Origin of the sequence: Bacillus sp. FSL R10-2201 (assembly GCF_038008665.1) — a bacterium.
Lineage (GTDB): Bacteria > Bacillota > Bacilli > Bacillales > Bacillaceae_G > Bacillus_A > Bacillus_A mycoides.
This window is the reverse complement of the sequence record NZ_JBBOZP010000001.1, coordinates 812050-835707: the sequence shown is the minus strand read 5'-3', so window position 1 is coordinate 835707 and position 23658 is coordinate 812050. Positions and strand designations below refer to the sequence as shown.

The following is a 23658-nucleotide window of genomic DNA, read 5'->3' as shown; positions in this document are numbered from 1 at the left end:
TTATAATCTCTCCTTCATCGCAGCTGGAATGAGATAATGAAACAATTTGAATAAAATAAAAATCGGAATATAAATAAGCAGCACACTAACGATGAAAACCTCAACCCTAATACCTTCATAAGATTTCAAAAACATAAAAATACCACCCGTATTAAAAATCCATTCTATAATATATAAATTGGATAACATAAAAAAGATATTCGTTTTCGCAAAGAAAAGTGTACTAAGTAACACATTTCGTAAAATATGACGATTTAAAATATGAAAGCGATTCAGCCCTTTCGCCTTAGCAAATAGTACATAATCTTTTTCTAGCTCATTTTCAAAACGAAGCACTAACATTTTTACAAACATAATCGTAGTCGGTATACTCAAACAAAATATTGGCAATCCTCTAATCGACTCGCCTCCAATTGACGCAATTTGAAAAGGTAAAAAACCTGTTTGTTTAAAAAACCATATAACTAAAATTTGTGATACTAAAATAAGAAGAATGTCTGGAATGGATTCTAGGAAGATGAGAAATGATTTAATTCGATGTTGTATACGCGGTGAACTACTCATAATCATATAAACGATACAAAATGCTACAAATAATGAAATGAAAAAAGCGGCCAAAAAAATAACAATCGTTTCTTTATAATGGACAAACAACTGTGGGAATAAAAATTTATCTCTCACATATTGCAAATTGGAGAGATCCATTAAGTTCGCAAATACTTCTTTTAAACTCTTTATGTACTCTGATACATGCAGCTCAAATCCATAAAACAACTTCGGCAGTGCCCCTAAACAAATAATACCCAAAATCGAAATAATAAATTGAATCGTCACTTCCATCCCATTCAAAAAAACTTTTTTGACCACGTTTTCCCTTCTCTCTATATGTAATTTACCCTCTAATTTTATTCTTAATTTTCTGAATTGTAAATATTTATAAGATAAAAAATCACTAGGTTATGATCCTAGTGATTCTTTATGCGCATGCCCTTCTCTTTTCACAAACGGCATATACAAAATAAAACATCCCATAAGCGCAGCTATTTCTAATGAAATGATATAGTAAGGATGCGGCCCTAACATATCGAGTAATGAAGCAGTTTCTGGCTTACGAGCTAAAAACATATAATTACCGCCTGTTTTGTAATTCACAAACGAAACAATTGGAATCAATATATTTAAAAATACCATCGTACGCTTAATAGATTGTAATGTCGGACGATATCCTTCCACCCATGTCATAAAGAGTGGTGCCCAAATGAGCAATATATGTGCGATAAAGAATTCTATAAAGCGAAAATGCGGAAAAGCATATTGCACGTTCGGTGTTAAAATAGCTTGCGATGCACCAATAATCCCTGTAAAAAACACAATCTCATATATTCGATAGCTTTTCGTTACAATCATAATCGATGCTAACAATAAACTAATCGTACATAACTCAAATGGTAATGAAGTGCCTAGCTCAAAAATCCCAGCTTTCCATTCCCACATATGAAGTCCAATCTCACTTCCTATAAATAGAAATGCAATTGCATATCGAACCGTTATATTCCACTCACTTTGACGCAATAAATCTTGGTATTGATACAGAAAAAATATCCCCACCAACATAATAAATAATATAATGACATGTTGCCTCGAGTACGGAATAAATGGTTTTAATGGATGCGCACTAAAATAAGCTTCCATCTTCCTTCCTCCTCTCCTTCATACAATATTATTGTTAGAAAGAAACAACGAGTCAATTCATTTGCTTAAACTAGCTAGGACAACCTCTACCTTACATTTAGATATTCATACCTTACAAAACTGTAAGGTTATTGTAAGCTAAAACGATTTGTCAGATTCTTCACCTCTTTTATACTTAATGTAGATACTAAAACGAACGAAAAGGTGATAAATAGATGAAGAAGAAAAATAAAGTGTTAATTACTAGTGTAGTAGCAATCGGAATTGCAGCTGGATCATATTTTGCATTTGCTGGCGGTAGTTCAGAAGTAGCAATGGCATATAGCGGTTATAAAATTACGGAAAAACAAATTGAAAATGCACAAAAATTTGGCGGCGAAGTTATTCCAAATGGTATTGAAACAATTTCATTCGATCCAACAAAAGGTACGTATGAATTAGCTGTTAAAAAAGGTGATGAAGTGAAAAAAGGTCAGCTTCTATTTAAATATAATGACCCTACTGCTAAACAAGGTGTAACAGAAGCAGAAATGCAAAAGAAAATCGCACAAAAAGAAGTAACATTGTTCCAAAAACAAATTGATGCAGCGAAACAAAAATTACAAAAAGATAAAAATGCAGGCCTTCCCGCTGAAGCATTAAAAGCATCAGAAATTGAAGTTGGGCAATTAGAATCACAACTTGAAATGAAGAAGTTTGAAGTAGAAAAAGCTGATGAAATGATTAAAGTAGCAAAAGAGAAAGTAAACACACTTTCTGTAACGAGTCCAGCCGACGGTGTAATTGATGATATCGTAAAAACTGCTGATGAAAAAACAGGTATGAGTGGCATTACACTTCGTCACGCTGGTCAATTTAAAGTAAAAGGTCAACTTTCTGAATATGAACTTGCTAGTATGAAAGTTGGGCAAGAAGTAACTGTTTCATCAAAAACTGTCGCTGGTAAGACTTGGACAGGAAAAGTAACAGAAATCGGTTCTACACCATTAAAGAGCATGGACGAAAATAAAACTGTTTCTAATTATCAATTCACTGTCACATTAGATAATAGTGAAGAATTACAAAACGGCTTCCATGTTTACGTAACAAGTAAATCTGGCGAAGCAACTGGTACGATTGTTCCGAAAAGTAGCATTGTGAAAAAAGGTGACAAAAATGTTGTCTTCGTTGTAAAAGACGGTAAAGCGAAAGAACAAGCAGTTACTGTTGAATTTGAGACAGATAGCGAAGCAAAAGTTTCTGGAGTGAAAAAAGGAGAGGAAATTATCTCTAAACCTGAAAAAGACTTAAAAGACGGTATGGAGGTTGTCACTCAATGATTAACTTAAAAGGCATCACGAAATCTTTCCAAAATGGTGCAGAGTCCGTTCAAATATTACACGGAATTGATGTAACACTAAACCAAGGAGAATTCACTTCTATTATGGGACCATCTGGTTCTGGTAAATCAACATTAATGAACATTATCGGTTGCTTAGATAAACCAACGACAGGTGCGTACGAACTAGCTGGTCAAAACATTTCAAACATGTCTGAAACAGAACTTGCACATGTTCGTAATAAAGAGATCGGATTCATATTCCAAAACTTTATGTTATTACCGAGACTTACAGCACTTCAAAATGTAGAACTACCTCTTATTTACGCTGGAGTCGATAAAAAAGAAAGACGTGAGCGCTCATTAGCAGCTTTAACAAAAGTCAGTTTAGCTGATCGTGCTACTCACTTACCAAATGAATTGTCAGGTGGACAAAAGCAGCGTGTCGCAGTCGCACGTGCAATCGTAAATAACCCGAAATTTCTCTTAGCAGATGAACCGACGGGTGCACTTGATACGAAAACAAGTACACAAATTATGGATCTCTTTTACGAATTAAACAAACAAGGCTCAACAATCATTATGATTACCCACGATCGTGAAATTGGGGAAGCGGCAGCACGTCAAATTGTAATTCGTGACGGAAATATCGTCCAAGATTGGAGAGGTTAATTTTGAACACGAGTGAAAATATACGCATGGCCCTTTCCTCTATCTTTGCTCATAAAATGCGTTCTATATTAACAATGCTAGGTATTATTATCGGTATTAGCGCCATTATTACTATCATTTCAATGGGTGATGGTACAAATGCAAAGTTTAAAAAAGAGTTAGGCCAAGGAAAAGATACTGAAGTAACGATTTACTACAACAACCCTGATTATGGAACTGATAGTGCCAAAATCACACCTGATATGCTAAAACGTCTTCAAACTGTACCAGGCGTTAAAGATGTTTATCCAGATGTAAGTATGAAAGTAAAAGCATCTTCTGGTTCAAAAGATGTCTCTCTTGATTTAAAAGGTGGAACAGGCGCCTTTATGACAGATTCGAAAATAAAATTAGTTCACGGTCGTGAATTAAACGACAGCGAATTAAACCAAGCAATTCCTGCTGTTATATTAAATGAAGAAGCTTTCAACAAATTATTTAGTGGTTGGGAATCAAATCTATACACAGATGTAAAAGGAAAGCCGTATAAAATAGTCGGTGTATACGAAACGAAAAACGAATTTGGAATGGCTATGCCTGAAGGTTATACATCTCTTGAAAACGCGCCTGTCATTTCAGGAGTAAATGAGTATGACTCTGTAAAATTAACAATGACCTCTCCAACAGAACGTAAAAGTGTAGAAAAACAAGCTGTTTCTGTTTTAAACGACATGAAAGCTCCTAAATTCGAGCACAAATTCGAAGCACAGGACTTAGGTGAATTTACGAAGCAATTAGACGAATCCATCGGTATGATGAAAATGGTATTCGGTGGCATTGCCGCTATCTCCTTACTTGTTGGTGGTATCGGTGTAATGAACATCATGCTTGTATCTGTAACAGAACGTACACGTGAGATCGGTATTCGTAAAGCACTTGGTGCAACGCGCGGTAAAGTATTAACACAATTCTTAATTGAATCTTGTATTTTAACAGGACTCGGTGGTTTCATCGGATTCATGCTTGGTATTTTCTTCGCTTGGATCGTCTCAATCTTTGCCGGATGGCCACTCGTTATCTCAAAAGAACTTGGACTTCTTTCAGTAGGTATCTCAATGCTAATCGGTATTGCATTCGGTTTACTACCAGCAAACAAAGCTGCTAAACTTGATCCAATTGAATGTTTACGATATGAGTAAATAAAAAAACGTAGGAGTTTACACTCCTACGTTTTTTATTTTGTTGAAGGCAAATGTAATTTCATCGACGTTTTGACAAAAATAAGAACCTCTAACTTCTATTATATAAAGTGAAACTATAATCAGTGGGGGTTTTGTTCATCCCCCACTGATTATTAGCCTTCACCAATCGGGCTTTTACGGGCAGTTAATCTCCCACCTAACTTCTTTGCTTCAGCCGAATTTTGAGGTGAGGGTTTTACTGCCCGCCAATAGCGGGATAATTCTACTGCAACTCGCGAACCAACTCATAACGATATCATCCCTTTAAATCATGTTTCTTCTATTATATATGTTTCATGTTGCGATTATCTTTTTATCCTTGCAACTTTCATTTCGCATTACCACTATCCTACAATCCTATTATTGCAAAAATAATATGTAAAAGAACAAATTCAAGGCGTAATTTTTTCCATACTACAACTTATTTTGTAACAATTATATCTCTATTTCATTAAAATCCCCCCTATATATACGACTTCACACACAAGAAGATTATATTTTCATAACTACATTACGATTCAAATAGTTAAATACCCCTTTTTTGTAACGTTACAGAAACATTCAAGTAACACTACTGATACATTATTAATCTATTAGTAATTAAAAAAGTGTTGATTTTATGAATCGTATGTTCTAATCCCCTCAAAAACGCAAAGGAAACGCTATCAGGATATTAATGGAATTATTACAGAATATTAATGCCTCGTTACGAATGCTTTGTAGTTTTGTGTTTTCCGCAAATAAGAAAATAATGGTTGCTATAATGAGGTCAACGAAAACAAATGCAATGGAGGCTATTATGAAAAAATTTATGGGTATAGCAACAGCAGCGGTTTTTGGTCTTGGGATTTTCACAACATCTGCTAAAGCAGAAACAATCGTAACGACTGATGTACTAAATGTACGAGAAAACCCAACTACTGAATCACAAGTTGTCGGAAAGTTATTAGATGGATATAAAGTTAACGTTTTACATACAGAAAACGGATGGTCAAAAGTTAAGTTAAATAGTGGTAAAGAGGCTTTCATAAGCGCTGACTACACAAAAGATACTTACTACGTAACAGCAAACGTATTAAACGTACGTGCTGGAGCAAGTACAGATTCAGCGATTCTTGGTAAATTGAAAAAAGATGATGTAATCGAAACAACACACCAAGTACAAAATGATTGGATCCAATTTGAATATAACGGCCAAACAGCTTATGTACACATTCCTTACTTAACAGGAAAAGCACCAGTTAAAGTTCAGCCAGTAGTTAAAGCTGAAAAAGTAACTAACGTTCAAGATACAGCTAAAGTTCGTGAAGCAGTTAAAGCCGGGGAAGTAGCTGAAACTCAAGCAAAAGCTAAGGCTCAAGAAGCAACTAAAGCTCGTGAAGCAGCTGAAACTCAAGCAGAAGCTAAGGCTCAAGAAGCGGCTAAAGCTCGTGAAGCAGCTAAAGCTCAAGAAGCAACTGAAGCAGCTAAAGCTCAAGCAGAAGCTAAAGCTCGAGAAGCAGCTAAAGCTCGTGAAGCAGCTAAAGCTCAGGCAGAAGCTGAAGCTCAAGCAGAAGCTAAGGCTCAAGAGGCAGCTAAAGCTCGTGAAGCGGCTAAAGCTCAAGAAGCAGCTAAGGCTCGTGAAGCGGCTAAAGCCGAGGAAGCAGCTGAAGCTCGTGAAGCGGCTAAAGCCGGGGAGGCAGCTGAAGCTCGTGAAGCAGCTAAGGCTCAAGAGGCAGCTAAAGCTCGTGAAGCGGCTAAAGCTCAAAAACCAGCTACACAACAACCTGTTGCAAAAGAAACTGAAACAAGTGCACCATCTTCTTCTCGTGAATTAAGAGTTCAAGCAACAGCTTACACAGCGGATCCACTTGAAAATGGTTACAAAGCAGGAGACCAAGTAAAATCAGCTATGGGTCATAACTTAACAGCTAATCCAAACATGAAACTAATTGCAGTTGATCCAAGTGTCATTCCATTAGGTTCAAAAGTATGGGTTGAAGGTTACGGAGTAGCAATCGCTGGTGATACTGGTGGAGCTATTAAAGGAAATAAAATCGATGTTTTAATGCCAGATAAAGGTACATCAAGTAACTGGGGACGTAAAACAGTTACAGTGAAAATTTTAAACTAATTATTAAAAAAAGAGTTAGTCTCATTATTGAGGCTAACTCTTTTTTTATGATTCTTACACTCTTTCTTTCTCTTGAAAGTAACTAATATTATCCCGAATCCATTTTCTCTCTGACAAAAACAAGTTTCCTCGTTTTTTATATACTTTATCAAACGTCTTTAAAACTTCTTCATGAGTAGCAAACTTATGTAAGAAACGAAGAGCAATGACGATCTCTGATTCATCAGTAGGCTCTACTTCATTTTTACGTCTTCTAGAAACAACTTTAGTTACACGTTCGCTAATTGGTTGAATCGCCATTTCATCTCCATATGCATAAATAGCTCGAACAGCTTCGTATTTCACCATAACATTTCTATCCTTTAAAGCTTCAATATAAACTATTTGCAAGTCCGCTCCCCCTATTTTCGCCAAAACCTCAATAACAGTTGAACGAACATAAGCACTATCGCAATGTAAAAGCTTTGTTAAAGGTAAGATTGATCGCTTTGTTCCAATCTCATATAAAGTGGCACATATATTTACAATATCATCTCGATTCTCTTCCACTGTAAGTAACTTCAATAAAGCATCTTCTACTTCCAACGATTTACACAACTTTAAAGCGATGACAGCAGAATAACGAACTCCACTATTTTTATGATATATGTAAGGAATAATTTTATGTGCATTGCTTGCTTCAGATAATTTACTTAAATCTATGAGCATGCTATCTAACACCATCCTGCTTTCTTCACTTTCTAACCGATCTATCAAATAATCTGCAATATACATCTCTTTAGTATTTATTGCAAGTCGTGTAATTAAAAAATAAAGATTTGTTTTTATATATACTTTTCGTGCTTCCATTACTTTCTCTTGGAAACAAGAAAAAAGCGATACATCATTTAACTGCCTCGCTTCTTCATCCGCACATTGCCGAATACCTGCTTCTTCATCCGCCATCCGCCTTAATAAATCATCTATATACTCTTCCATCTCCTTCTCCCCCGTCCAAGTTAAATCTATCCCTTTGAATTCTATATACGATAGACTACTATTTCAACAGAAAAAAGAGGATGCTATAGCATCCTCTCTTACCTTCCCTATTCCACACAAGTAAACTGTGTCCAAGCTCCTACATAATCTAGTAAGAATAACTCTTCTTCTGCAATTGTACCGACAATATTTTTCCGTTCATCTATTGGCATTTCTTTCAGAATGATTTGTAGTTCACCTTTATACTTTCCAAATAGGTTATTACCAATTACAACTTGCCCTCTTTCCTGTCGTACACTTTCGCGCACTGGGAAGTCATAGTCTTTGTACTTTTTACGTACTTCTGTAGAACGTACCATATACTCTGTTATGTCACCGCGTCTTACGTGTAATTCTTGCAGTGTTGCTCTCTTCTCTACTTCAGTCGCTTCGTCTACAAATTGTACCTTTAGCTGTAACATGTAACGATTTAAGTTTCCTAGTTTCTCTAACTCTTCTTCATTCGCATAAGCATTCCCGATAATAACATCATCAATAAGCCCTGTTGCCCATAAATGTTTCGCTTGTACTTCAATTGGTAAGTTACGATGTTGTTCTAACGTACATAATCCATCATTAATATCCCATGGACCGATGTCAGCTGCATGCGATGTAATAAAGGCTGCACTGCGAATACCATGCTTTTTGAAGCGTTCACTACAGCGAATGAAATAATCATACGGAAGACCAGTGAATTTTTGCGGATAAAAATTGTGACAACCAATTAAAGCTGATTTATTCGCTTGATGCGAAAGGATATTTTCTAAATAGGCAATATCATTACTTACATTCAGCTCAATTTTTAAGCCATATGGATTATTCGTCATTTTCGCTTCTGTTAACCCGTCAAACCCTACATCTAAACGAATTCCATCTGCACCTAACTCTGCAAAGAATGATAGATCACTATAACTAATACCAAGTTGATCGAATACAGCCGGAGCTACATCTAAAATAACTTCCATATTATACTCTTTTGCATGCCCAATAATTTCTTTAAATTCAGCTACAATTTCCTCTTTTGGACGATTAACAGACAGTAAACAAGTGAATATTCTTGAAAAACCGTGGCGTGCCGCTGTCGAAATGTATGCCATATCTTGTTCTTTCGTTGAATGCTCTGGATAAAGTGAAATTCCTAATTTACGCTCCATGCTTTTGCATCTCCTTCACACGTTGTATTAATGCCATGCTCGTAAATCTATATTTTGCAGATAAACATGTTGCACATAAAATCGTTGGTACGATGATAAAGTACGGTGATTCTAAACTAAATGCCACATAAGCCCCCATTGAACATCCAATAAATAATATCGACACAAGTAGTAAAACTAATAGCGATTTACTTTGTACCCACTTTGAATAATGTGCAATACACTGCCCCGCCACGAATGTAATTAAGATGATAATTGCTCCGAGCATTCTGTTTTCTCCTCTCCTGCTAATTGTTGCTTCTCATACATTTTGAAGAATGGATAGTAAATAACGAATGAGATAACAAAGTTAACAAGTACAAGTACACCAGCCATAATTGTCCAGTCCGTACTAATAATCGCTGCAATTGGCGCTAACATCGTAAATGGCAGCTTCGCCATCATGAGCGGAATCATACCTGAAACAACTGCGAAATATGATACCGTCGTTGTAACTAACGGTGTAATAACGAACGGAATAATTAAGATTGGATTCATTACAATTGGTGCCCCGAAAATAATTGGCTCGTTAATATTGAATAAACCTGGTACGAATGATAATCTACCTAACTCTTTTAAGAACTTAGATTTAGAGAACATAAACATAATTACTAAAGCTAACGTTGAGCCTGATCCACCAATCCATACGAACCATTGAATAAATTGCTCTGTAAATAAGTTTGGTAACTGATGTGCATTTCCTGTAGCCGTGAATACTTCCATATTTTCAAGAATTGCTGAATCCCACATCGGACGGATGATTGGTCCTAAAATCGCTGGGCCATGTATACCGAACGACCAGAAGAACACGATTAAGAATACTGTTAATAAACCGCCGAATAAATTATTTCCTACTAATACTGATTTTAATGGTGCGATTAAATATGTGATTGTTGTGTTTACATCAAATTTCAAACCGTAACGAATACCCCAGAATAAAAGAATAACTACTAAAGTTGGAATTAATGCTGCAAACGAGTTTGCAACTGCTGGTGGTACACTATCTGGTAATTTAATCGAAATATTATGCTTAATCATAAAGTGATAAATTTCTACTGCAATTAATGCTGTCACAATAGCTCCAAATAAAGACGTAGCACTTAATGTCCCTACTGAAATATATCTTCCTGCATCAATAACACCTGGTACAGCTTTTGTTATTTGAATTGGTTCAACTGATGCTAGTAAAAAGGCGAGTACAGATAATAATCCTGCACTTAATTGATTGAGCTGATAAAAGTTCGCGAGTGAGGCCCCTACCCCAAATGCTGCGTATAAAGCCATTAAGCCTACTGTAAATCGGAATGGAATATCTAAAATATGACGAAACGGTGCAATCCACTCCATATATGCATCAATTGGTAAGTTTAAAAAGATAACGAAAAATGACCCGACAATCGTTAACGGCAATGTAGAAATAACTCCATTTCGAATTGCTAATAAATGTCGTTGCCCCGCAATCTTTTGCGTTGTTGGCATAATCTTCTGTTCCATAAAACTCATAAAACCATTCATCGATAACCCTCCCTATGTTCAATCTGACAAAAGTAAAAGTTATAACATTATAATGTTTATATTTAAAAAAATATAATTACGCTAAAACTAATTGTTCAGCTTGCTTAAGTACTTTCAAACCATCACACATACCATAATCTCGCTGCTCTATAATTGCAACTGGTATATCGTATGACTTTGCAAGAAACTCTACCGCTGGAAACAAATACTTCACCTGTGGTCCAATTAAAACAACATCAGCATTTTTTATTTCCAGTTTCACAAGTTCCGAATCAACTGCTTTAATTTTATAATCCTTCCCTTGTTTCTTTGCCTCTTCTTGCATTTTTCTTACAACCATACTCGTTGACATGCCTGCTGCACAACATAATAAAATGTACATATTATACTGTCACTTTCTCTTCCACTCGTTTATGAAGAGTAATAAATTCCTCAGCAAGTTCTTTCACTGTAATGGCATTCATTAAATGATCTTGTGCATGCACTAATAATAAACTTATTTCTGCATGATTGCCTCTTGCTTCCTCTTGAATTAAATCGGTTTGAATACGATGAGCGGATGATATTTCCTCACTAGCAAGTTCCATCTTTTCACTCGCATTCTGGAAATCTCCTTGTCTTGCAAAAGCAATTGCTTCAAGTGCCGCGCTTCTCGCGTTACCACCATGTAAAATTAACGCAAATGGAGTTTGCATATCAGTCATTTTAAATTCCTCCAAGCTATGTTTTTTCTATATTTTCATCTTATTATGAAAACGCATACAATTAAACATAAAAAACTTCCGTTATGTAACGGAAGTTTTAATATACTTTTTCATAATGATAGTAAGATTTCTTGAAAATCATCAACAGCTTGAGCCTGATGCAATTTTTCTATTATAGTTTGATTAGACATAATATCATATAAAAAATCATAAAGCTTTTGTAAATCTTCATTATTATTGCGCTTCACACTAAATAAAATAATAACTTGTACTTTTTTATCTCCCCAGTCAATCGCCTTATCGAGTGTACAAAACATCAAAAATGTCGTATCGCTTAATAATTGCATCGGATGCGGAATTGCCACTAAGTTTCCAACCGCTGTAGGAGATGTGTTCTCTCTCTCCATAACAGAAGCATAAAAGTTTGCGGGTACATAGTTTTTCTCAGCAGCTTTCTCACATAAAAACTGAATAACCTCTTCTTTCGTAGAAGCACTACGATTTAAGAAGATCAAATCTTCCTTAATATATTGCTGCATACTATCATTCACATGTGTAAATAACTGCTTACCAATTGATTTAATCTCTTTATCATCAAATATTGAGTTTACCTTTATAACCGGAACAGGCAAACCACTCGGTATATGAATCGTACTAATAATACAATCTATTTTATCTTTATAAAGATCTTCCACTTTCAATTGATAGTACCCTGTAATACCTACAATCTCTAGTTTATCTCGGAAATGTGATAGAATTTTATATTTCAGTAGTTGTGCACTCCCTTGACCAGTTGCACAAACTAATAAACATCTTTTCTTTTGATTATTTTCCTGCAAGCGGCTCATCGCCCCACCAAAGTGAATGGCAATATAACCAATCTCACTCTCTGGAATGGATTCACCCGTATATTCACCAATTATATCTCCAACGAGAACTGCAATTTCAAAAGCATATGGATAATTTTTTTTCACTTCTGCCAAAAGAGGATTCCTCGTATTTAACTTATATCTCAAACGATTTAATAACGTTTTTAAATGAACACCAAAACCAAATAATAATTCTTCATCGTAATAAAAAGTAAGATTCCGTTCTTCCGCTACTTTGAAAAGAATATGCTGCATGAATGCATATACGTCTTTCCCTAATAGCTCTTCTACATTTTCATAGCGATCTCTCGCTGTAACAGCAGTACTTAATAAATGCATCGTCACATATAAAATTTCTTCTTCTGGAAATTGAAGCTTTAGCTCTGCCCCTAAATTCCCTAAAATCTGTTTCGCAATTTTATATTCTTTCTTTATTATAAGTTCAGATTCCTCTACATGCAGTGCTTGAATGTAATGATCATCCCTGCATCTCTTTAAAGCAATCGCAATATGAATTGATAAATTATCAATTTCTATATCTGATAAATATATCGTTCCTCCCTCGATATACTTTAGTATAACTGAGCGGATGAGAGAAATATGGGGTAACGATAAATATGTGTCCGTCTGCTCATAGTTCTCATGAAACGGAGTATGTTCATACCGCGGTAAACCATATTGTGATAAACAAGAACGAATATTAAATTCTTCTCCTACAATACGTATACCATAATATGGTCTTTTTTCAATTTGTAACTCATAGCGACTACAAATATCCGTAACATCTTTCATAATTAAGTTTACAGTAGATTTACTCACATAAATCTCTTCCGCTAGCTGTGAAAGCTTCACATACCCATCTGTCGTTAAAATACGGTGTAAAATATAAGCTACTCTTTCTTCATAAGAAGTTGGAATCTTTTCTGTCTGTTTTTGAAATACATTTACGCAAAAATCTTCAAACTTCTTAGTTTGTATAATTTCTAGTTCGTACCCATTCCCTCTTTGTGATTCAATTTTCGCTCCGTGTTCTTCCAATATATCATTTAATAATTTTATATCCTTTTGAATCGTCTTCGTTGATACGTGTAAACGGCTCGCTAAAAAAGCTCGATTTAACATCGATTTCTCTTCTAAAAACTCCTCTAAAATGGAAATTAATCGCTGATGCACTTTTGTCATAGCTCTTCCTCTCGCTCTTTATATAAAAGGGAAAAAGCCACTGAAATCAGTAGTTTTTTCCCTTTTATCCCACGTTCATTATTTCTTTAGCGTAAATCCAAACTTATCCCAAGCTTGTAAATAATCTAATAAGAAAATTTCTTCCTCTATAATTCGGCCAACTACATTTGTTTTTCCTGTATTCACCATATCTTTTAAAGCAATTTGCAATTCACCTTTATATTGGCCATATTGCTCATTATCAATTAAAAGATCGCCACGCTTAATTTCACGCGTATTATGCGGTTTAAACTCTTCTTTTTTATATTTCACACGACTTTGTGTAGAACGAATCATATATTCAGATACATCCCCGCGATAAAAATGAGGTTCTTCTAATACGATAATTCTTTCTAAATCTGTTGTTGTATCGTATAGTTCTATATCAAATGTTTGTTTCTCTTTATTTAACGCACCTAGTGCTTGTAATTCTTCTTCTGAAGCATAAGCATTCGCAATAATAACATCATCAATTAATTCTGTTGCAAACAAATGCTTCGCCTGTGTTGTCATCGGTAATTCGCGATGCTGCTCTAACGTACATAACCCTTCTGTTACTGGCCAAGGTCCATATGTTGCATCGAATGATGAAATAAAAGCAGCTGTTCTCATACCGTAATCTTTAAATTGTTTCGAGCATTTAATGAAATGATCGTATGATAATCCTGAATAACGATGCGGATAGAAATTATGACAGCCAATTAAATTTTCACGATTTGGTCTATGACTCATAATGTTATCTACATACTTCGTACCGTTACTCATATTAATCTCAATTTTTAAACCGTATGGATTGTACGTCATAATCGATTCTTCTAATCCTGAGAAACCAACATCTAAACGAATACCGTAAGCACCTAGTTCATGGAAAAACGATAAATCATTATAAGAAATACCTAGTTGCTCAAAAACAGACGGACTAATATCAACCAATACTTGGAATCCTAATGCATTCGCATGAGAAATTATTTCTTTAAACTCTTCTACAATTTTCTCTTTTTCGCCATCTACAGATAATAAACATGTGAATACACGTGTAAATCCGTATTTACTTGCTAATGTTAAATACTCCTTATCTTCCTCTACTGTCGAATGTTCTGGATAAATAGAAATACCTAATCGTCTCATATGTACACGCCTCTTTCTTCATCATATTGTAAACCCTTTCAAATATTTGTAGTGAAAAAAGTATGTATCCCCTTCTCGTCCACTACCATTTGAATTCGCTTTCTTTAAAGAAAAAATAATTTCTATCATTCATAACAACTACTAGTCTATACATCTATACTTTACATCTTTTTTTCATAGTTGTGTAGTCTTTCCACAAATTTGTCAGTTTTTTTGCCTCGAAAATTGTTATACGTTTTCAAGGCACCTTCCTTGACTGTTACGTTGACCAATACATATACTCGAAAGAACAGAGATAAAGTGAAACTTTAATCAGTGTGGGGTTTTGTTCATCCCCCACTGATTATTAGCCTTCACCAATCGGGCGTTTACGGGCAGCACGACTCCCACCTAACTTCTTTGCTCCAGCCGGATTTTGAGGTGGGATTTTTACTGCCCGCAAATAGCGGGAAAACTTTTATATAGGGGATGAATATATGGGAGAGGCAGTACTCGTAAAACGAGAACCGTTATGGACAAAAGAGTTTATTGCGCTAATTCTAGCAAACTTATGTATGTTTTTAGGATTTCAAATGTTAATTCCAACTTTACCTGTTTATGTGAAAGAAATTGGGGGCACAAGTTCAAATATCGGATTCGTTGTCGGCATGTTTACCGTTGCAGCACTTTTTATTAGGCCGCTAACTGGAAATGCCTTGCAGAAATTCAACAAAAAAATCATTTTAATGATCGGTACCGCTATTTGTTTACTCGCTATGGGCAGTTATCTTTTCGCTTCAACCGTTTTCCTATTGCTTGCCGTTCGAATTTTACACGGAGCTGGTTTTGGTATTACAACGACTACATACGGAACTGTCGTTTCAGATTTAATTCCGCAAGCTCGCCGCGGTGAAGGCATGGGATATTTCGGTCTTTCTGGAACTATCGCCATGGCGCTCGGTCCCCTTATCGGACTTTGGCTTATGCAAGCATATAACTTCACGATTCTTTTTTTATGTGCACTTTCATGCACAATAGTTTCATTAATATTAACGAAACTACTTCAAATCAAAAAATCGCCGCAACCACCACAGCAAACATCTGGTACCTTTCTCGATGGATTTATTGAGCGTAAAGCTTTACTTCCTTCATTATTAATATTATGTATTACATTAATGTACGGGGGAATTGGGAGCTTTATTACATTATTTGCTACGGAAGTCGGGATTGCTGATATCAGTCTCTTCTTTTTATTTAACGCACTTGCAATCGCTGTAACTCGCCCGTTTTCTGGAAGATTATATGATACGAAAGGCCATACATTCGTCATCATTCCAGGAGTTATTATTACGTTTACAGGTATTATCTTGCTGTCGTATACAACTACAATTCCGAGTTTAATTATTGCCGCAGCGTGCTACGGCAGTGGTTTCGGAGCAATTCAACCGGCACTACAAGCATGGATGATTGACCGAGTAGCACCGCACCGGAGAGGAGTAGCAACAGCAACATTCTTCTCAGCATTTGATCTTGGAATTGGTGCTGGAGCGATTATTTTTGGATTCATTGCACACTTTACCAACTATGCAACTGTATATCGATATTCCTCTCTATTACTTATCGCTTTTCTTTTCATTTACATCACAAACTTACGGAAACAAAAACAGGGAGATAAAACAAACGAAAAAGCTGTTGGGTAATGCTAATTGATTCTTTTTTGAGATACTTGGACTAAGAAAATCATATATACACAAATACAAAAAGCAGTGGATTCCTAAGAAAAATCACACTGCTTTTTGCATTGTATTGAAGAGTGAACCGCTGTTCTATTTATTCATGTTGTTCGTATGATATTAATATATAGAACGAATTGGAGGAAATATTAATGAAAGCAATAGTGTACACAAAATACGGTCCCCCCGACGTTCTTCAACTGAAAGAGATAGAAAAACCTGCTCCTAAGGACAATGAAATACTAGTAAAAATAAAAGCGACAACCGTAACAGCAGGAGATATTCGCTCACGAAGTTTTACGGTTCCCTCTTCTGTTTGGCTACCCGCTCGAATCGCACTTGGCTTTAAGCAACCGAAAAAACAAATACTCGGAATGGAATTGGCTGGTGAAGTTGAATCGGTAGGAAAAGACGTCACACGATTTAAAAAAGGAGACCAAGTTTTTGCAGCTACCCAAGTAAATTTTGGTTCTTATGCTGAGTATATTTGTCTACCTGAAGGTGGAGCAGTGTGCATAAAGCCCTCCAACATATCCTATGAAGAAGCCGCAGCCATCCCAATTGGAGCACGTACAGCTTTATTTTTCCTTAGGAAAGCTAACGTTCAAAGCGGTCAAAACATTCTTATTTACGGAGCTTCTGGAAGTGTCGGAAGTTATGCAGTACAAATTTCCAAGTATTTCGGCGCAACAGTTACAGGTGTGTGCAGTAGCTCCAATTTAGAATTGGTCAAATCTCTAGGAGCTGACGAAGTAATTGATTACACCACAAAAAATTTTTCTACTACAGACGAAACTTATGATGTTATCTTTGAAGCGGTAAACAGGAGCTCCTTTTCAGAGTGTATTAAAATGTTAAAGGAAGATGGTACCTATATAAATATCGTTGAACCGTTACCAAGTGCTCAAATGCTCTGGACTAAATTGACAAGTCGCATGAAACTCATATTAAGTCAAAACGCACCTGAAACTTCCGAAGCATTAAATTTCCTTAAAGAACTTGTTGAGAACGATAAAATAAAAGTGGTCATTGATAGGCAATACACTTTTGAAGAAATTATTGAAGCTCACATATATGTTGAAAAAGGACATAAGAAGGGAAATGTCGTCATAACTATGGAGCATAATGACGATTCTAAATAAAGAAAAAACACTTTGCATAATTGTTAAAATGCAAAGCACCGAAAGTTTTTAACATAAAAAAGCAGAGCAAATTCATATGCGAATTGCTCTTTTTTATTGTTGCGAGCATCTCAAAAGAAAACAGTTTAAAATAATTTAATCGTTTTTTACTTTCATTAAATAAATCCATTTCAAACCTCCCCCGTTTCCCTACATATTTTTCTAACTTTAATCAAAAAATATGCAAAGAACCATCATCATAACAAAATAAAATTCCAATCCGCATACCCAGTTGGGTAGTTTCCCTTCACCTATTTTTACTATCAATAAATAGTGTGATAAATGTGACTTCTTCACAAAATAGTCATATACCATGCATGAAAACCAATTAAATCCAGGTGTTTCTTTAAAGAATTGTAAACTTTTTATCACTTTGTAAATTTAGTGTAAATTTTACAGACAAACCGTTTACAGTGCCTCAAGGTTTAGTTAATAATTACATCGTACATGAAATTTAAGGAGTGGAATGCGTGGAATACAATATTCAAGATATGATCTTCCAGTTCATTGGTGGATTAGGTATTTTCTTATTCGGGATTAAATACATGGGCGATGGACTGCAACAAGCAGCTGGAGATCGTCTTCGCGATATTCTAGATCGTTTTACAACAAATCCTCTTATGGGTGTACTAGCAGGTATGTTAGTTACTGTATTAATTCAATCAAGTTCAGGAACAACCGCTTTAACAGTCGGACTTGTAAGTGCCGGATTTATGACATTAAGACAAGCAATTGGTGTTATTATGGGTGCGAACATCGGAACGACAGTTACTGCATTTATTATCGGAATTAAAATCGGAGAATACGCTCTCCCAATTATGGCAGTTGGAGCAATCTTACTATTCTTCTTTAAAAATAAAAAAGTACATTCTGTAGGTCAAGTTGTATTCGGTTTTGGTATGTTATTCTTCGGTTTAGAATTAATGAGCGCAGGTATGAAACCTCTTCGTTCTTTAGAGTCATTCCAAGAGTTAATGGTTAGCATGAGTGATAATCCAATTTTAGGAATTGTTGTTGGTACAGTCTTCACTTTAATTGTACAAAGTTCAAGTGCGACAATCGGTATTTTACAAGAATTATTCGGTCAAGGTGCAATCGACTTACAAGCTGCCCTTCCTGTATTATTCGGTGATAACATCGGTACGACAATTACAGCAATATTAGCAGCAATCGGTACTTCAATTGCAGCAAGACGTGCAGCATTAGTTCACGTTATCTTTAATATTATCGGTACCATTATCTTTACGATTATATTAATACCATTTACAAGTTTAATTCAATATTTCCAAACGTCATTAAACTTAAATCCAGAAATGACAATTGCATTTGCACACGGGACGTTTAACGTAACGAATACAATCATTCAGTTCCCATTCATTGCTGTATTAGCCTGGATTGTAACAAAACTTATTCGTGGTGAAGATGCATCTATTAACTTCAAACCACAGCATTTAAATCCAATCTTTATTGAACAATCTCCAGCTATTGCTTTAACAGAAGCTCAAAAAGAGATTATCCGTATGGCGGAGTTTTCATTAGATGGATTAAAAGAAGCAAACCAATTTTTAAATACACAAGACAAAAAACACGCGAACATGGCTACTCAATTAGAAGGCGCTATTAACAATTTAGATAAAAAAATTACCGAGTATTTAGTTTTATTATCAGAAAAACCACTTTCACCTACAGATTCTGAGAAGCATTCTGTTTTGGCTGGTGTTGTTGGAGATATTGAACGTGTCGGTGATCATGTAGAAAACCTTGTAGAACTTGTAGATTTCCAAATTTCAAACCGCGTTTCACTATCAGATGAGGCACTAGCTGAATTAAATGAAATGCTTGAATTAACAATTTCAACATTACAAGATGCAATCAATGCTTTAACAAACTTCGATACTGAACTAGCACAAACGGTTATTGCAAAAGAACGTAAAATTGACCAAATGGAACGTGTTCTACGTAAACGTCACGTATTACGTCTGAACGAACGTAGCTGTTCAGGTGATGCAAGCATCATCTACGTTGATATGGTAAGTAACTTAGAGCGTATCGGTGATCACGCTGTAAATATCGCTGATGGTGTTTTAGGTGAACAAGGAAAAGTAAATTTAAAACAATCATTATAATAGGAAAGAGACGCTAATTTAAGCGTCTCTTTTTTCATTTCATCTTTACAACCGTTCTTCCTTTTAACTTTCCTTGCAGTATAAGTGCAAACTTCTCATCTAATTCTTTTAATGTACATTCTTCTGTATAAGATAATAGCTCTGAATTTTTCCACTCACCTGCTAGCAATGCCCACACGTCTCTTCTCACATCTACTGGACATTGAACTGAATCTATTCCTAAAAGGCTAATCCCTCGTAATATGAATGGGTATACACTTGTATTTAATTCATGCCCTGCTACGTTACCACACGTTGTTACACAGCCTCCATACTTAACTACCTTTAAAGAACTTTCTAACATGCTTCCGCCTACAGTATCGACAACCCCAGCGTATATTCCTTTAAGCATCGGTCTTCCTGATTCATCACTCAACTCCGCGCGATGAATCATCTTTTTTGCACCTAAACGTAGCAGCATCTGTTCCTCTTCTATTTTCCCAGTTGATCCTACTACGTTATATCCTAGCTTCGCTAAAATGCTAACTGCTACACTGCCTACTCCGCCCGTAGCACCCGTTACTAAAACATCTCCCATACTAGGCGTAATTCCCGCTCTAATGAGCTTATATACCGATAAGGCAGCTGTAAAACCGGCTGTCCCGTACATCATACTTTCCTTCAAAGACATTTCTTTCGGTAAAGGAACAACCCAAGATGATGGCACGCGAATATATTCTCCGAAACCACCAGAAGTATTCATACCTAAATCATATCCAGTTACAATAACTTGATCGCCTTCCTGAAAGGCGTTATTTTCACTACTAACTACCTCTCCCGCTGCATCGATACCTGGTGTATGAGGATATGTTCTCGTTACACCTTTATTACCAGTAGCTGAAAGGGCATCTTTATAATTTAATGAAGAATAATAAACACGTATTAATACGTCTCCTTCAGGTAAACTATTAATTTCTCTCTCAACAAGATTTCTTTCAAATTGATTATTTTCTTTTTCGTTCACGACAATTGCTCGGAATGATGTATGATTCATTATGCTCTCTCCTTCATCCGTAAAATCTTTCTTTATTATATAAGAAGTATATATACAGCTAATCACATCTTCTTGGCTATATTTCAACAAATCTTACTTCTCTATCACTTTCTCACATTACATATTTTCATTTCTACTAAAACACATTATACTTGTTCTACATCTTAAAAATAAAATATAGAAAATCTGACTTTTTATAAATAAATTGAATTTTTACGAAATGTAAATGATTTGTAATGTTTTTTTTCGCTAAATTTCATTATAATAAGTGGATATGAGTGTCGTATTTCAATTCAAATGAAGGAGTACAAGAAATGGAGCAAAACCCATCTTTGCAAGAAAATACACGCAATAAACCGAAAAAAAGTAAGAAAAAAACAAAAATTATTATAAGCGTCATTCTATTCTTTTTAATAGTAGGTGGCGGTTATACATGGTTTTTAGTAAATAAAGCATCTTCTGCTGTTCGAAATGCCGCTCACGATTTAGCGCGCGGTGATAAATCTGATTTACGTGATAAAGCTGTAAAACCTATTACAAATAACGTCTCTGTCTTAATAATGGGTGTTGATGAAAGCGATGTCCGTGGGAAAGAATATGGTGAAGCTATAAGAACGGATGCACTATTACTTGCAACGTTTAATAAAGATAGCAAAACTGTAAAGCTATTAAGTATTCCACGTGACACGTATACTTATATTCCAGTAGAAAAGAAAAAAGATAAAATTACACACGCTCATGCATTTGGTTCTACTAAAAACGGAAAAGATGGTGGACCACAAGCTAGTATTGATGCAGTTGAAAAATTAATGAATGTTCCCGTCGATTACTTTGTAAAATTCAACTTTAAATCATTCATGAAAATCGTTGATGATTTAGGCGGCATTGAAGTTGACGTACCAGTTGAATTTACTGAACAAGATAGTAATGATAACGCCGATGCAATTCACCTGAAAAAAGGTGTTCAAAAGTTAAATAGTGAAGAAGCTCTTGCTCTTGCTAGAACACGACACGTTGATAGTGATGCGATGCGTGGACAACGTCAGCAACTCGTTATTGAAGCAATTTTAAAGAAACTAACAAGCGTCGGATCCGTAACAAAAGTTGGTAACATCATTGATGATATTAACGGACAATTCGTTACAAACTTAACATTCGATGATATGCTTTCATTCTATAAATATGGAGCAGATTCTTCAATTGAGAAATTACAAATTGAAGGTGAAGATTGTTACATGGCAAAAGGTGATGATACATGTAGTAAGTCAGCTGGTGGTGGCCGAACTTACTACTACAATCCAGATAAAAAAGAATTAGCTAATGTTACAAACGAACTTCGTAGTCACCTTGGACTACCTGCATATACAAAATCTGATTCTGATTCTGATTCGAAAAAAACAAACTCAGAGAAAACAAAAGAATCTAAGTCTGCAAATACGAGTGAACGCGAATCAAGTAACAATGAAACGAATAATAAGAATAACAGTGAAGATACAGAAACATCGTCTAATGACAATGAATAAAAAGAAGCAGTGCTCTATGGAGGTAGAGCACTGCTTCTTTTTAATGCTTTCAAAACAAAAAAATCAGAACTTTCCAACTATCTTTTTTAATATTTTTAAATTATAATAAATAATAGTAATCTATTCCAATTATCAGGGGGCTCACACATATGAAAGCTGCAGTAAAACATAACATTTCAGATTTTAAAGAGTACTTAAAATCAAACGATATATATATGGAAGAAAATATAGATGAAAATGATGGTTCTGTACATTTCTCAGTAGGACTAGAAACAGAAGCTGGCGCAAAAATTCAACTTATCGCTGCTTTCCAAAGCGAACATCCTGCTGTGGATATATACTGCTTCAATGTTGCTCTTGTACCTGATTCAACATCAACAAATGATATTTTACATGTCATCAATGAATTAAACACATCTTATCGATTTGCAAAATTCACGCTAAACAAACAAAATGCAATTGATATTTCAACATCTCTTGCATTCTCAGAACCAAACTTTAATCCCGCACTTGTCTTTGAACATACGAGAATGCTATATAAACTGGCAAACGATGAGTATAAGAACTTAATGAAAGTTATTTGGGCGTAAATAAAAAGATGGTGCTACAAGAGCACCATCTTTTTATTTCGATATCATATCAACCCACATCTTTATCGCAGTTCCTACAATTAAAGTAGACAATACGTATTGCAAAACTTTTTGATTCACTCTCTTCCCTACTCTCACTCCAAGAGGAGCGGCAAATAAACTTGCTATCGCAACGATAAGAGCCGGAATAACAACTATTTGTCCAGTAATCACTTTCCCAGTAGTAATTCCTATCGAGGAAATAAAAGTAATAGCGATAGATGTTGCTATTGTTGTACGTATCGGTAGTTTTAAAACAACTAGCATAATCGGTACTAAAAGAAATGCACCACCAGCCCCAATAATGCCGGAAACACTTCCTACAATAAACGCTAGCAAACTAGCGAGCCACTTATTGTACGTAATTCCTTCTGTCCCCTTACGATTGCTTCGCTTCGGTATAAACATCATAATAGACGCAATAGTAGCTAGTAATGTGTAAACAACGTTTACAGCATGCTCATTTAATAGATTCGCACTAAAGCTACCTACAAAGCTTCCTATTAATATACTAGCTCCCATATACACAACTAAAGTTTTATCCATATCGTTACTTTTCCTATACGCCCACGCGCCTGCAAAAGTTGCAAAGAATACTTGAATCGCTGTAATACCACTCACTTCATGTGATGTATATCCAGCAAATCCTAGCAATACTGGAATGTATAAGATCATCGGATAATTAATAATTGCACCGCCAATCCCAACCATTCCTGAAATAAATGACCCTATAAACCCAATAATAAAAAGCAGTACTGTTAAACTCATATTGTATCCCCCGCCTTCTAAAAA

General features: G+C 35.5%; 21 protein-coding genes. 9 read left to right on the top strand and 12 right to left on the bottom strand.

What is annotated here, in order from left to right:
• Both NSQ69_RS04260 and NSQ69_RS04255 read right to left on the bottom strand, forming a co-directional pair.
• Entirely contained in the window at positions 1-867 is an 867-nt protein-coding gene (locus tag NSQ69_RS04260; RefSeq protein ID WP_016119638.1) for an ABC transporter permease subunit, read from the bottom strand.
• 90 nt (positions 868-957) lie between these two features.
• Positions 958-1692 (bottom strand): YwaF family protein, encoded by a 735-nt coding sequence (locus NSQ69_RS04255; RefSeq protein WP_002125428.1) that lies wholly within the window; start codon positions 1690-1692, stop codon positions 958-960.
• Positions 1693-1907: 215 nt separating this feature from the next.
• On the opposite strand from NSQ69_RS04255, the gene NSQ69_RS04250 reads away from it, so the two are divergent.
• The 4 genes from NSQ69_RS04250 (at position 1908) to entC (ending at position 7015) form a co-directional block, all read left to right on the top strand.
• On the top strand, positions 1908-3011 hold the full coding sequence (locus tag NSQ69_RS04250) for an efflux RND transporter periplasmic adaptor subunit (RefSeq protein ID WP_002186682.1): 1104 nt from the start codon (positions 1908-1910) through the stop codon (positions 3009-3011).
• Positions 3008-3682 carry an ABC transporter ATP-binding protein gene (locus tag NSQ69_RS04245; RefSeq protein ID WP_002087431.1) on the top strand — a complete coding sequence of 225 codons (675 nt, stop codon included), beginning with the start codon at positions 3008-3010 and terminating at the stop codon, positions 3680-3682. Before NSQ69_RS04250 ends, NSQ69_RS04245 begins: the two co-directional genes overlap by 4 nt.
• Positions 3683-3708: 26 nt before the next feature.
• Positions 3709-4860 carry an ABC transporter permease gene (locus tag NSQ69_RS04240; protein ID WP_002029935.1) on the top strand — a complete coding sequence of 384 codons (1152 nt, stop codon included), beginning with the start codon at positions 3709-3711 and terminating at the stop codon, positions 4858-4860.
• Positions 4861-5578: 718 nt separating this feature from the next.
• Positions 5579-7015 (top strand): cell wall-binding protein EntC, encoded by a 1437-nt coding sequence (gene entC / locus NSQ69_RS04235; RefSeq protein WP_341098955.1) that lies wholly within the window; start codon positions 5579-5581, stop codon positions 7013-7015.
• 54 nt (positions 7016-7069) lie between these two features.
• Here entC and NSQ69_RS04230 read toward each other — a convergent pair whose 3' ends face one another.
• The 8 genes from NSQ69_RS04230 to NSQ69_RS04195 all read right to left on the bottom strand — a co-directional run bounded on the left by NSQ69_RS04230 (position 7070) and on the right by NSQ69_RS04195 (position 14662).
• Positions 7070-7993, bottom strand: a complete 924-nt coding sequence (locus NSQ69_RS04230) for a HEAT repeat domain-containing protein (protein WP_341098953.1) — start codon at positions 7991-7993, stop codon at positions 7070-7072.
• A 107-nt stretch (positions 7994-8100) separates the two neighbouring features.
• Complete coding sequence (locus NSQ69_RS04225; RefSeq protein WP_002125417.1) at positions 8101-9186, bottom strand: DUF871 domain-containing protein; 1086 nt, start codon at positions 9184-9186, stop codon at positions 8101-8103.
• Positions 9176-9454 (bottom strand): hypothetical protein, encoded by a 279-nt coding sequence (locus NSQ69_RS04220; protein ID WP_002087437.1) that lies wholly within the window; start codon positions 9452-9454, stop codon positions 9176-9178. The genes NSQ69_RS04225 and NSQ69_RS04220 overlap by 11 nt, the downstream gene beginning before the upstream one ends.
• Entirely contained in the window at positions 9430-10740 is a 1311-nt protein-coding gene (locus tag NSQ69_RS04215; protein ID WP_001013048.1) for a PTS sugar transporter subunit IIC, read from the bottom strand. The genes NSQ69_RS04220 and NSQ69_RS04215 overlap by 25 nt, the downstream gene beginning before the upstream one ends.
• A 76-nt stretch (positions 10741-10816) precedes the next feature.
• Positions 10817-11122 carry a PTS sugar transporter subunit IIB gene (locus NSQ69_RS04210; RefSeq protein ID WP_002087440.1) on the bottom strand — a complete coding sequence of 102 codons (306 nt, stop codon included), beginning with the start codon at positions 11120-11122 and terminating at the stop codon, positions 10817-10819.
• Between the two features lies 1 nt (position 11123).
• A complete protein-coding gene (locus tag NSQ69_RS04205) occupies positions 11124-11444 on the bottom strand; it encodes a PTS lactose/cellobiose transporter subunit IIA (protein ID WP_002125414.1) in 321 nt (106 codons plus the stop codon).
• A 110-nt stretch (positions 11445-11554) separates the two neighbouring features.
• Positions 11555-13495 (bottom strand): BglG family transcription antiterminator, encoded by a 1941-nt coding sequence (locus NSQ69_RS04200; RefSeq protein ID WP_002125412.1) that lies wholly within the window; start codon positions 13493-13495, stop codon positions 11555-11557.
• 78 nt (positions 13496-13573) lie between these two features.
• Positions 13574-14662, bottom strand: a complete 1089-nt coding sequence (locus NSQ69_RS04195; protein WP_002169106.1) for a DUF871 domain-containing protein — start codon at positions 14660-14662, stop codon at positions 13574-13576.
• A 476-nt stretch (positions 14663-15138) separates the two neighbouring features.
• Here NSQ69_RS04195 and NSQ69_RS04190 point away from each other — a divergent pair, with 476 nt between their 5' ends.
• The 3 genes from NSQ69_RS04190 to NSQ69_RS04180 all read left to right on the top strand — a co-directional run bounded on the left by NSQ69_RS04190 (position 15139) and on the right by NSQ69_RS04180 (position 19681).
• A complete protein-coding gene (locus NSQ69_RS04190) occupies positions 15139-16341 on the top strand; it encodes an MFS transporter (RefSeq protein WP_002169107.1) in 1203 nt (400 codons plus the stop codon).
• A 185-nt stretch (positions 16342-16526) separates the two neighbouring features.
• A complete protein-coding gene (locus NSQ69_RS04185; RefSeq protein ID WP_002169108.1) occupies positions 16527-17516 on the top strand; it encodes an NAD(P)-dependent alcohol dehydrogenase in 990 nt (329 codons plus the stop codon).
• Positions 17517-18025: 509 nt separating this feature from the next.
• The gene (locus NSQ69_RS04180; protein WP_341098952.1) at positions 18026-19681 is read left to right on the top strand and encodes a Na/Pi cotransporter family protein; all 1656 of its coding nucleotides are present in this window, start codon (positions 18026-18028) and stop codon (positions 19679-19681) included.
• A gap of 34 nt (positions 19682-19715) precedes the next feature.
• On the opposite strand, the gene NSQ69_RS04175 is transcribed toward NSQ69_RS04180, so the two are convergent.
• A complete protein-coding gene (locus tag NSQ69_RS04175) occupies positions 19716-20714 on the bottom strand; it encodes a YhdH/YhfP family quinone oxidoreductase (RefSeq protein ID WP_016126594.1) in 999 nt (332 codons plus the stop codon).
• 314 nt (positions 20715-21028) lie between these two features.
• Here NSQ69_RS04175 and NSQ69_RS04170 point away from each other — a divergent pair, with 314 nt between their 5' ends.
• Together NSQ69_RS04170 and NSQ69_RS04165 are read left to right on the top strand one after the other, a co-directional pair.
• A complete protein-coding gene (locus tag NSQ69_RS04170) occupies positions 21029-22237 on the top strand; it encodes an LCP family protein (protein WP_002125398.1) in 1209 nt (402 codons plus the stop codon).
• Positions 22238-22386: 149 nt separating this feature from the next.
• A complete protein-coding gene (locus tag NSQ69_RS04165; RefSeq protein WP_002029912.1) occupies positions 22387-22827 on the top strand; it encodes a hypothetical protein in 441 nt (146 codons plus the stop codon).
• 33 nt (positions 22828-22860) lie between these two features.
• Here the strand turns inward: NSQ69_RS04165 and NSQ69_RS04160 are convergent, their stop codons facing one another.
• On the bottom strand, positions 22861-23634 hold the full coding sequence (locus NSQ69_RS04160; RefSeq protein ID WP_002169110.1) for a sulfite exporter TauE/SafE family protein: 774 nt from the start codon (positions 23632-23634) through the stop codon (positions 22861-22863).
• Positions 23635-23658 lie beyond the last annotated feature (24 nt).

Excerpts from the sequence above, each read along its gene's own strand:
- NSQ69_RS04255 (WP_002125428.1), bottom strand. The coding sequence starts at position 1,692 with ATGGAAGCTTATTTTAGTGCGCATCCATTAAAACCATTTATTCCGTAC.
- NSQ69_RS04250 (WP_002186682.1), top strand. The coding sequence starts at position 1,908 with ATGAAGAAGAAAAATAAAGTGTTAATTACTAGTGTAGTAGCAATCGGA.
- NSQ69_RS04245 (WP_002087431.1), top strand. The coding sequence starts at position 3,008 with ATGATTAACTTAAAAGGCATCACGAAATCTTTCCAAAATGGTGCAGAG.
- NSQ69_RS04240 (WP_002029935.1), top strand. The coding sequence starts at position 3,709 with ATGGCCCTTTCCTCTATCTTTGCTCATAAAATGCGTTCTATATTAACA.
- entC (WP_341098955.1), top strand. The coding sequence starts at position 5,579 with ATGGAATTATTACAGAATATTAATGCCTCGTTACGAATGCTTTGTAGT.
- NSQ69_RS04230 (WP_341098953.1), bottom strand. The coding sequence starts at position 7,993 with ATGGAAGAGTATATAGATGATTTATTAAGGCGGATGGCGGATGAAGAA.
- NSQ69_RS04225 (WP_002125417.1), bottom strand. The coding sequence starts at position 9,186 with ATGGAGCGTAAATTAGGAATTTCACTTTATCCAGAGCATTCAACGAAA.
- NSQ69_RS04220 (WP_002087437.1), bottom strand. The coding sequence starts at position 9,454 with ATGCTCGGAGCAATTATCATCTTAATTACATTCGTGGCGGGGCAGTGT.
- NSQ69_RS04215 (WP_001013048.1), bottom strand. The coding sequence starts at position 10,740 with ATGAATGGTTTTATGAGTTTTATGGAACAGAAGATTATGCCAACAACG.
- NSQ69_RS04210 (WP_002087440.1), bottom strand. The coding sequence starts at position 11,122 with ATGTACATTTTATTATGTTGTGCAGCAGGCATGTCAACGAGTATGGTT.
- NSQ69_RS04205 (WP_002125414.1), bottom strand. The coding sequence starts at position 11,444 with ATGACTGATATGCAAACTCCATTTGCGTTAATTTTACATGGTGGTAAC.
- NSQ69_RS04200 (WP_002125412.1), bottom strand. The coding sequence starts at position 13,495 with ATGACAAAAGTGCATCAGCGATTAATTTCCATTTTAGAGGAGTTTTTA.
- NSQ69_RS04195 (WP_002169106.1), bottom strand. The coding sequence starts at position 14,662 with ATGAGACGATTAGGTATTTCTATTTATCCAGAACATTCGACAGTAGAG.
- NSQ69_RS04190 (WP_002169107.1), top strand. The coding sequence starts at position 15,139 with ATGGGAGAGGCAGTACTCGTAAAACGAGAACCGTTATGGACAAAAGAG.
- NSQ69_RS04185 (WP_002169108.1), top strand. The coding sequence starts at position 16,527 with ATGAAAGCAATAGTGTACACAAAATACGGTCCCCCCGACGTTCTTCAA.
- NSQ69_RS04175 (WP_016126594.1), bottom strand. The coding sequence starts at position 20,714 with ATGAATCATACATCATTCCGAGCAATTGTCGTGAACGAAAAAGAAAAT.
- NSQ69_RS04170 (WP_002125398.1), top strand. The coding sequence starts at position 21,029 with ATGGAGCAAAACCCATCTTTGCAAGAAAATACACGCAATAAACCGAAA.
- NSQ69_RS04165 (WP_002029912.1), top strand. The coding sequence starts at position 22,387 with ATGAAAGCTGCAGTAAAACATAACATTTCAGATTTTAAAGAGTACTTA.
- NSQ69_RS04160 (WP_002169110.1), bottom strand. The coding sequence starts at position 23,634 with ATGAGTTTAACAGTACTGCTTTTTATTATTGGGTTTATAGGGTCATTT.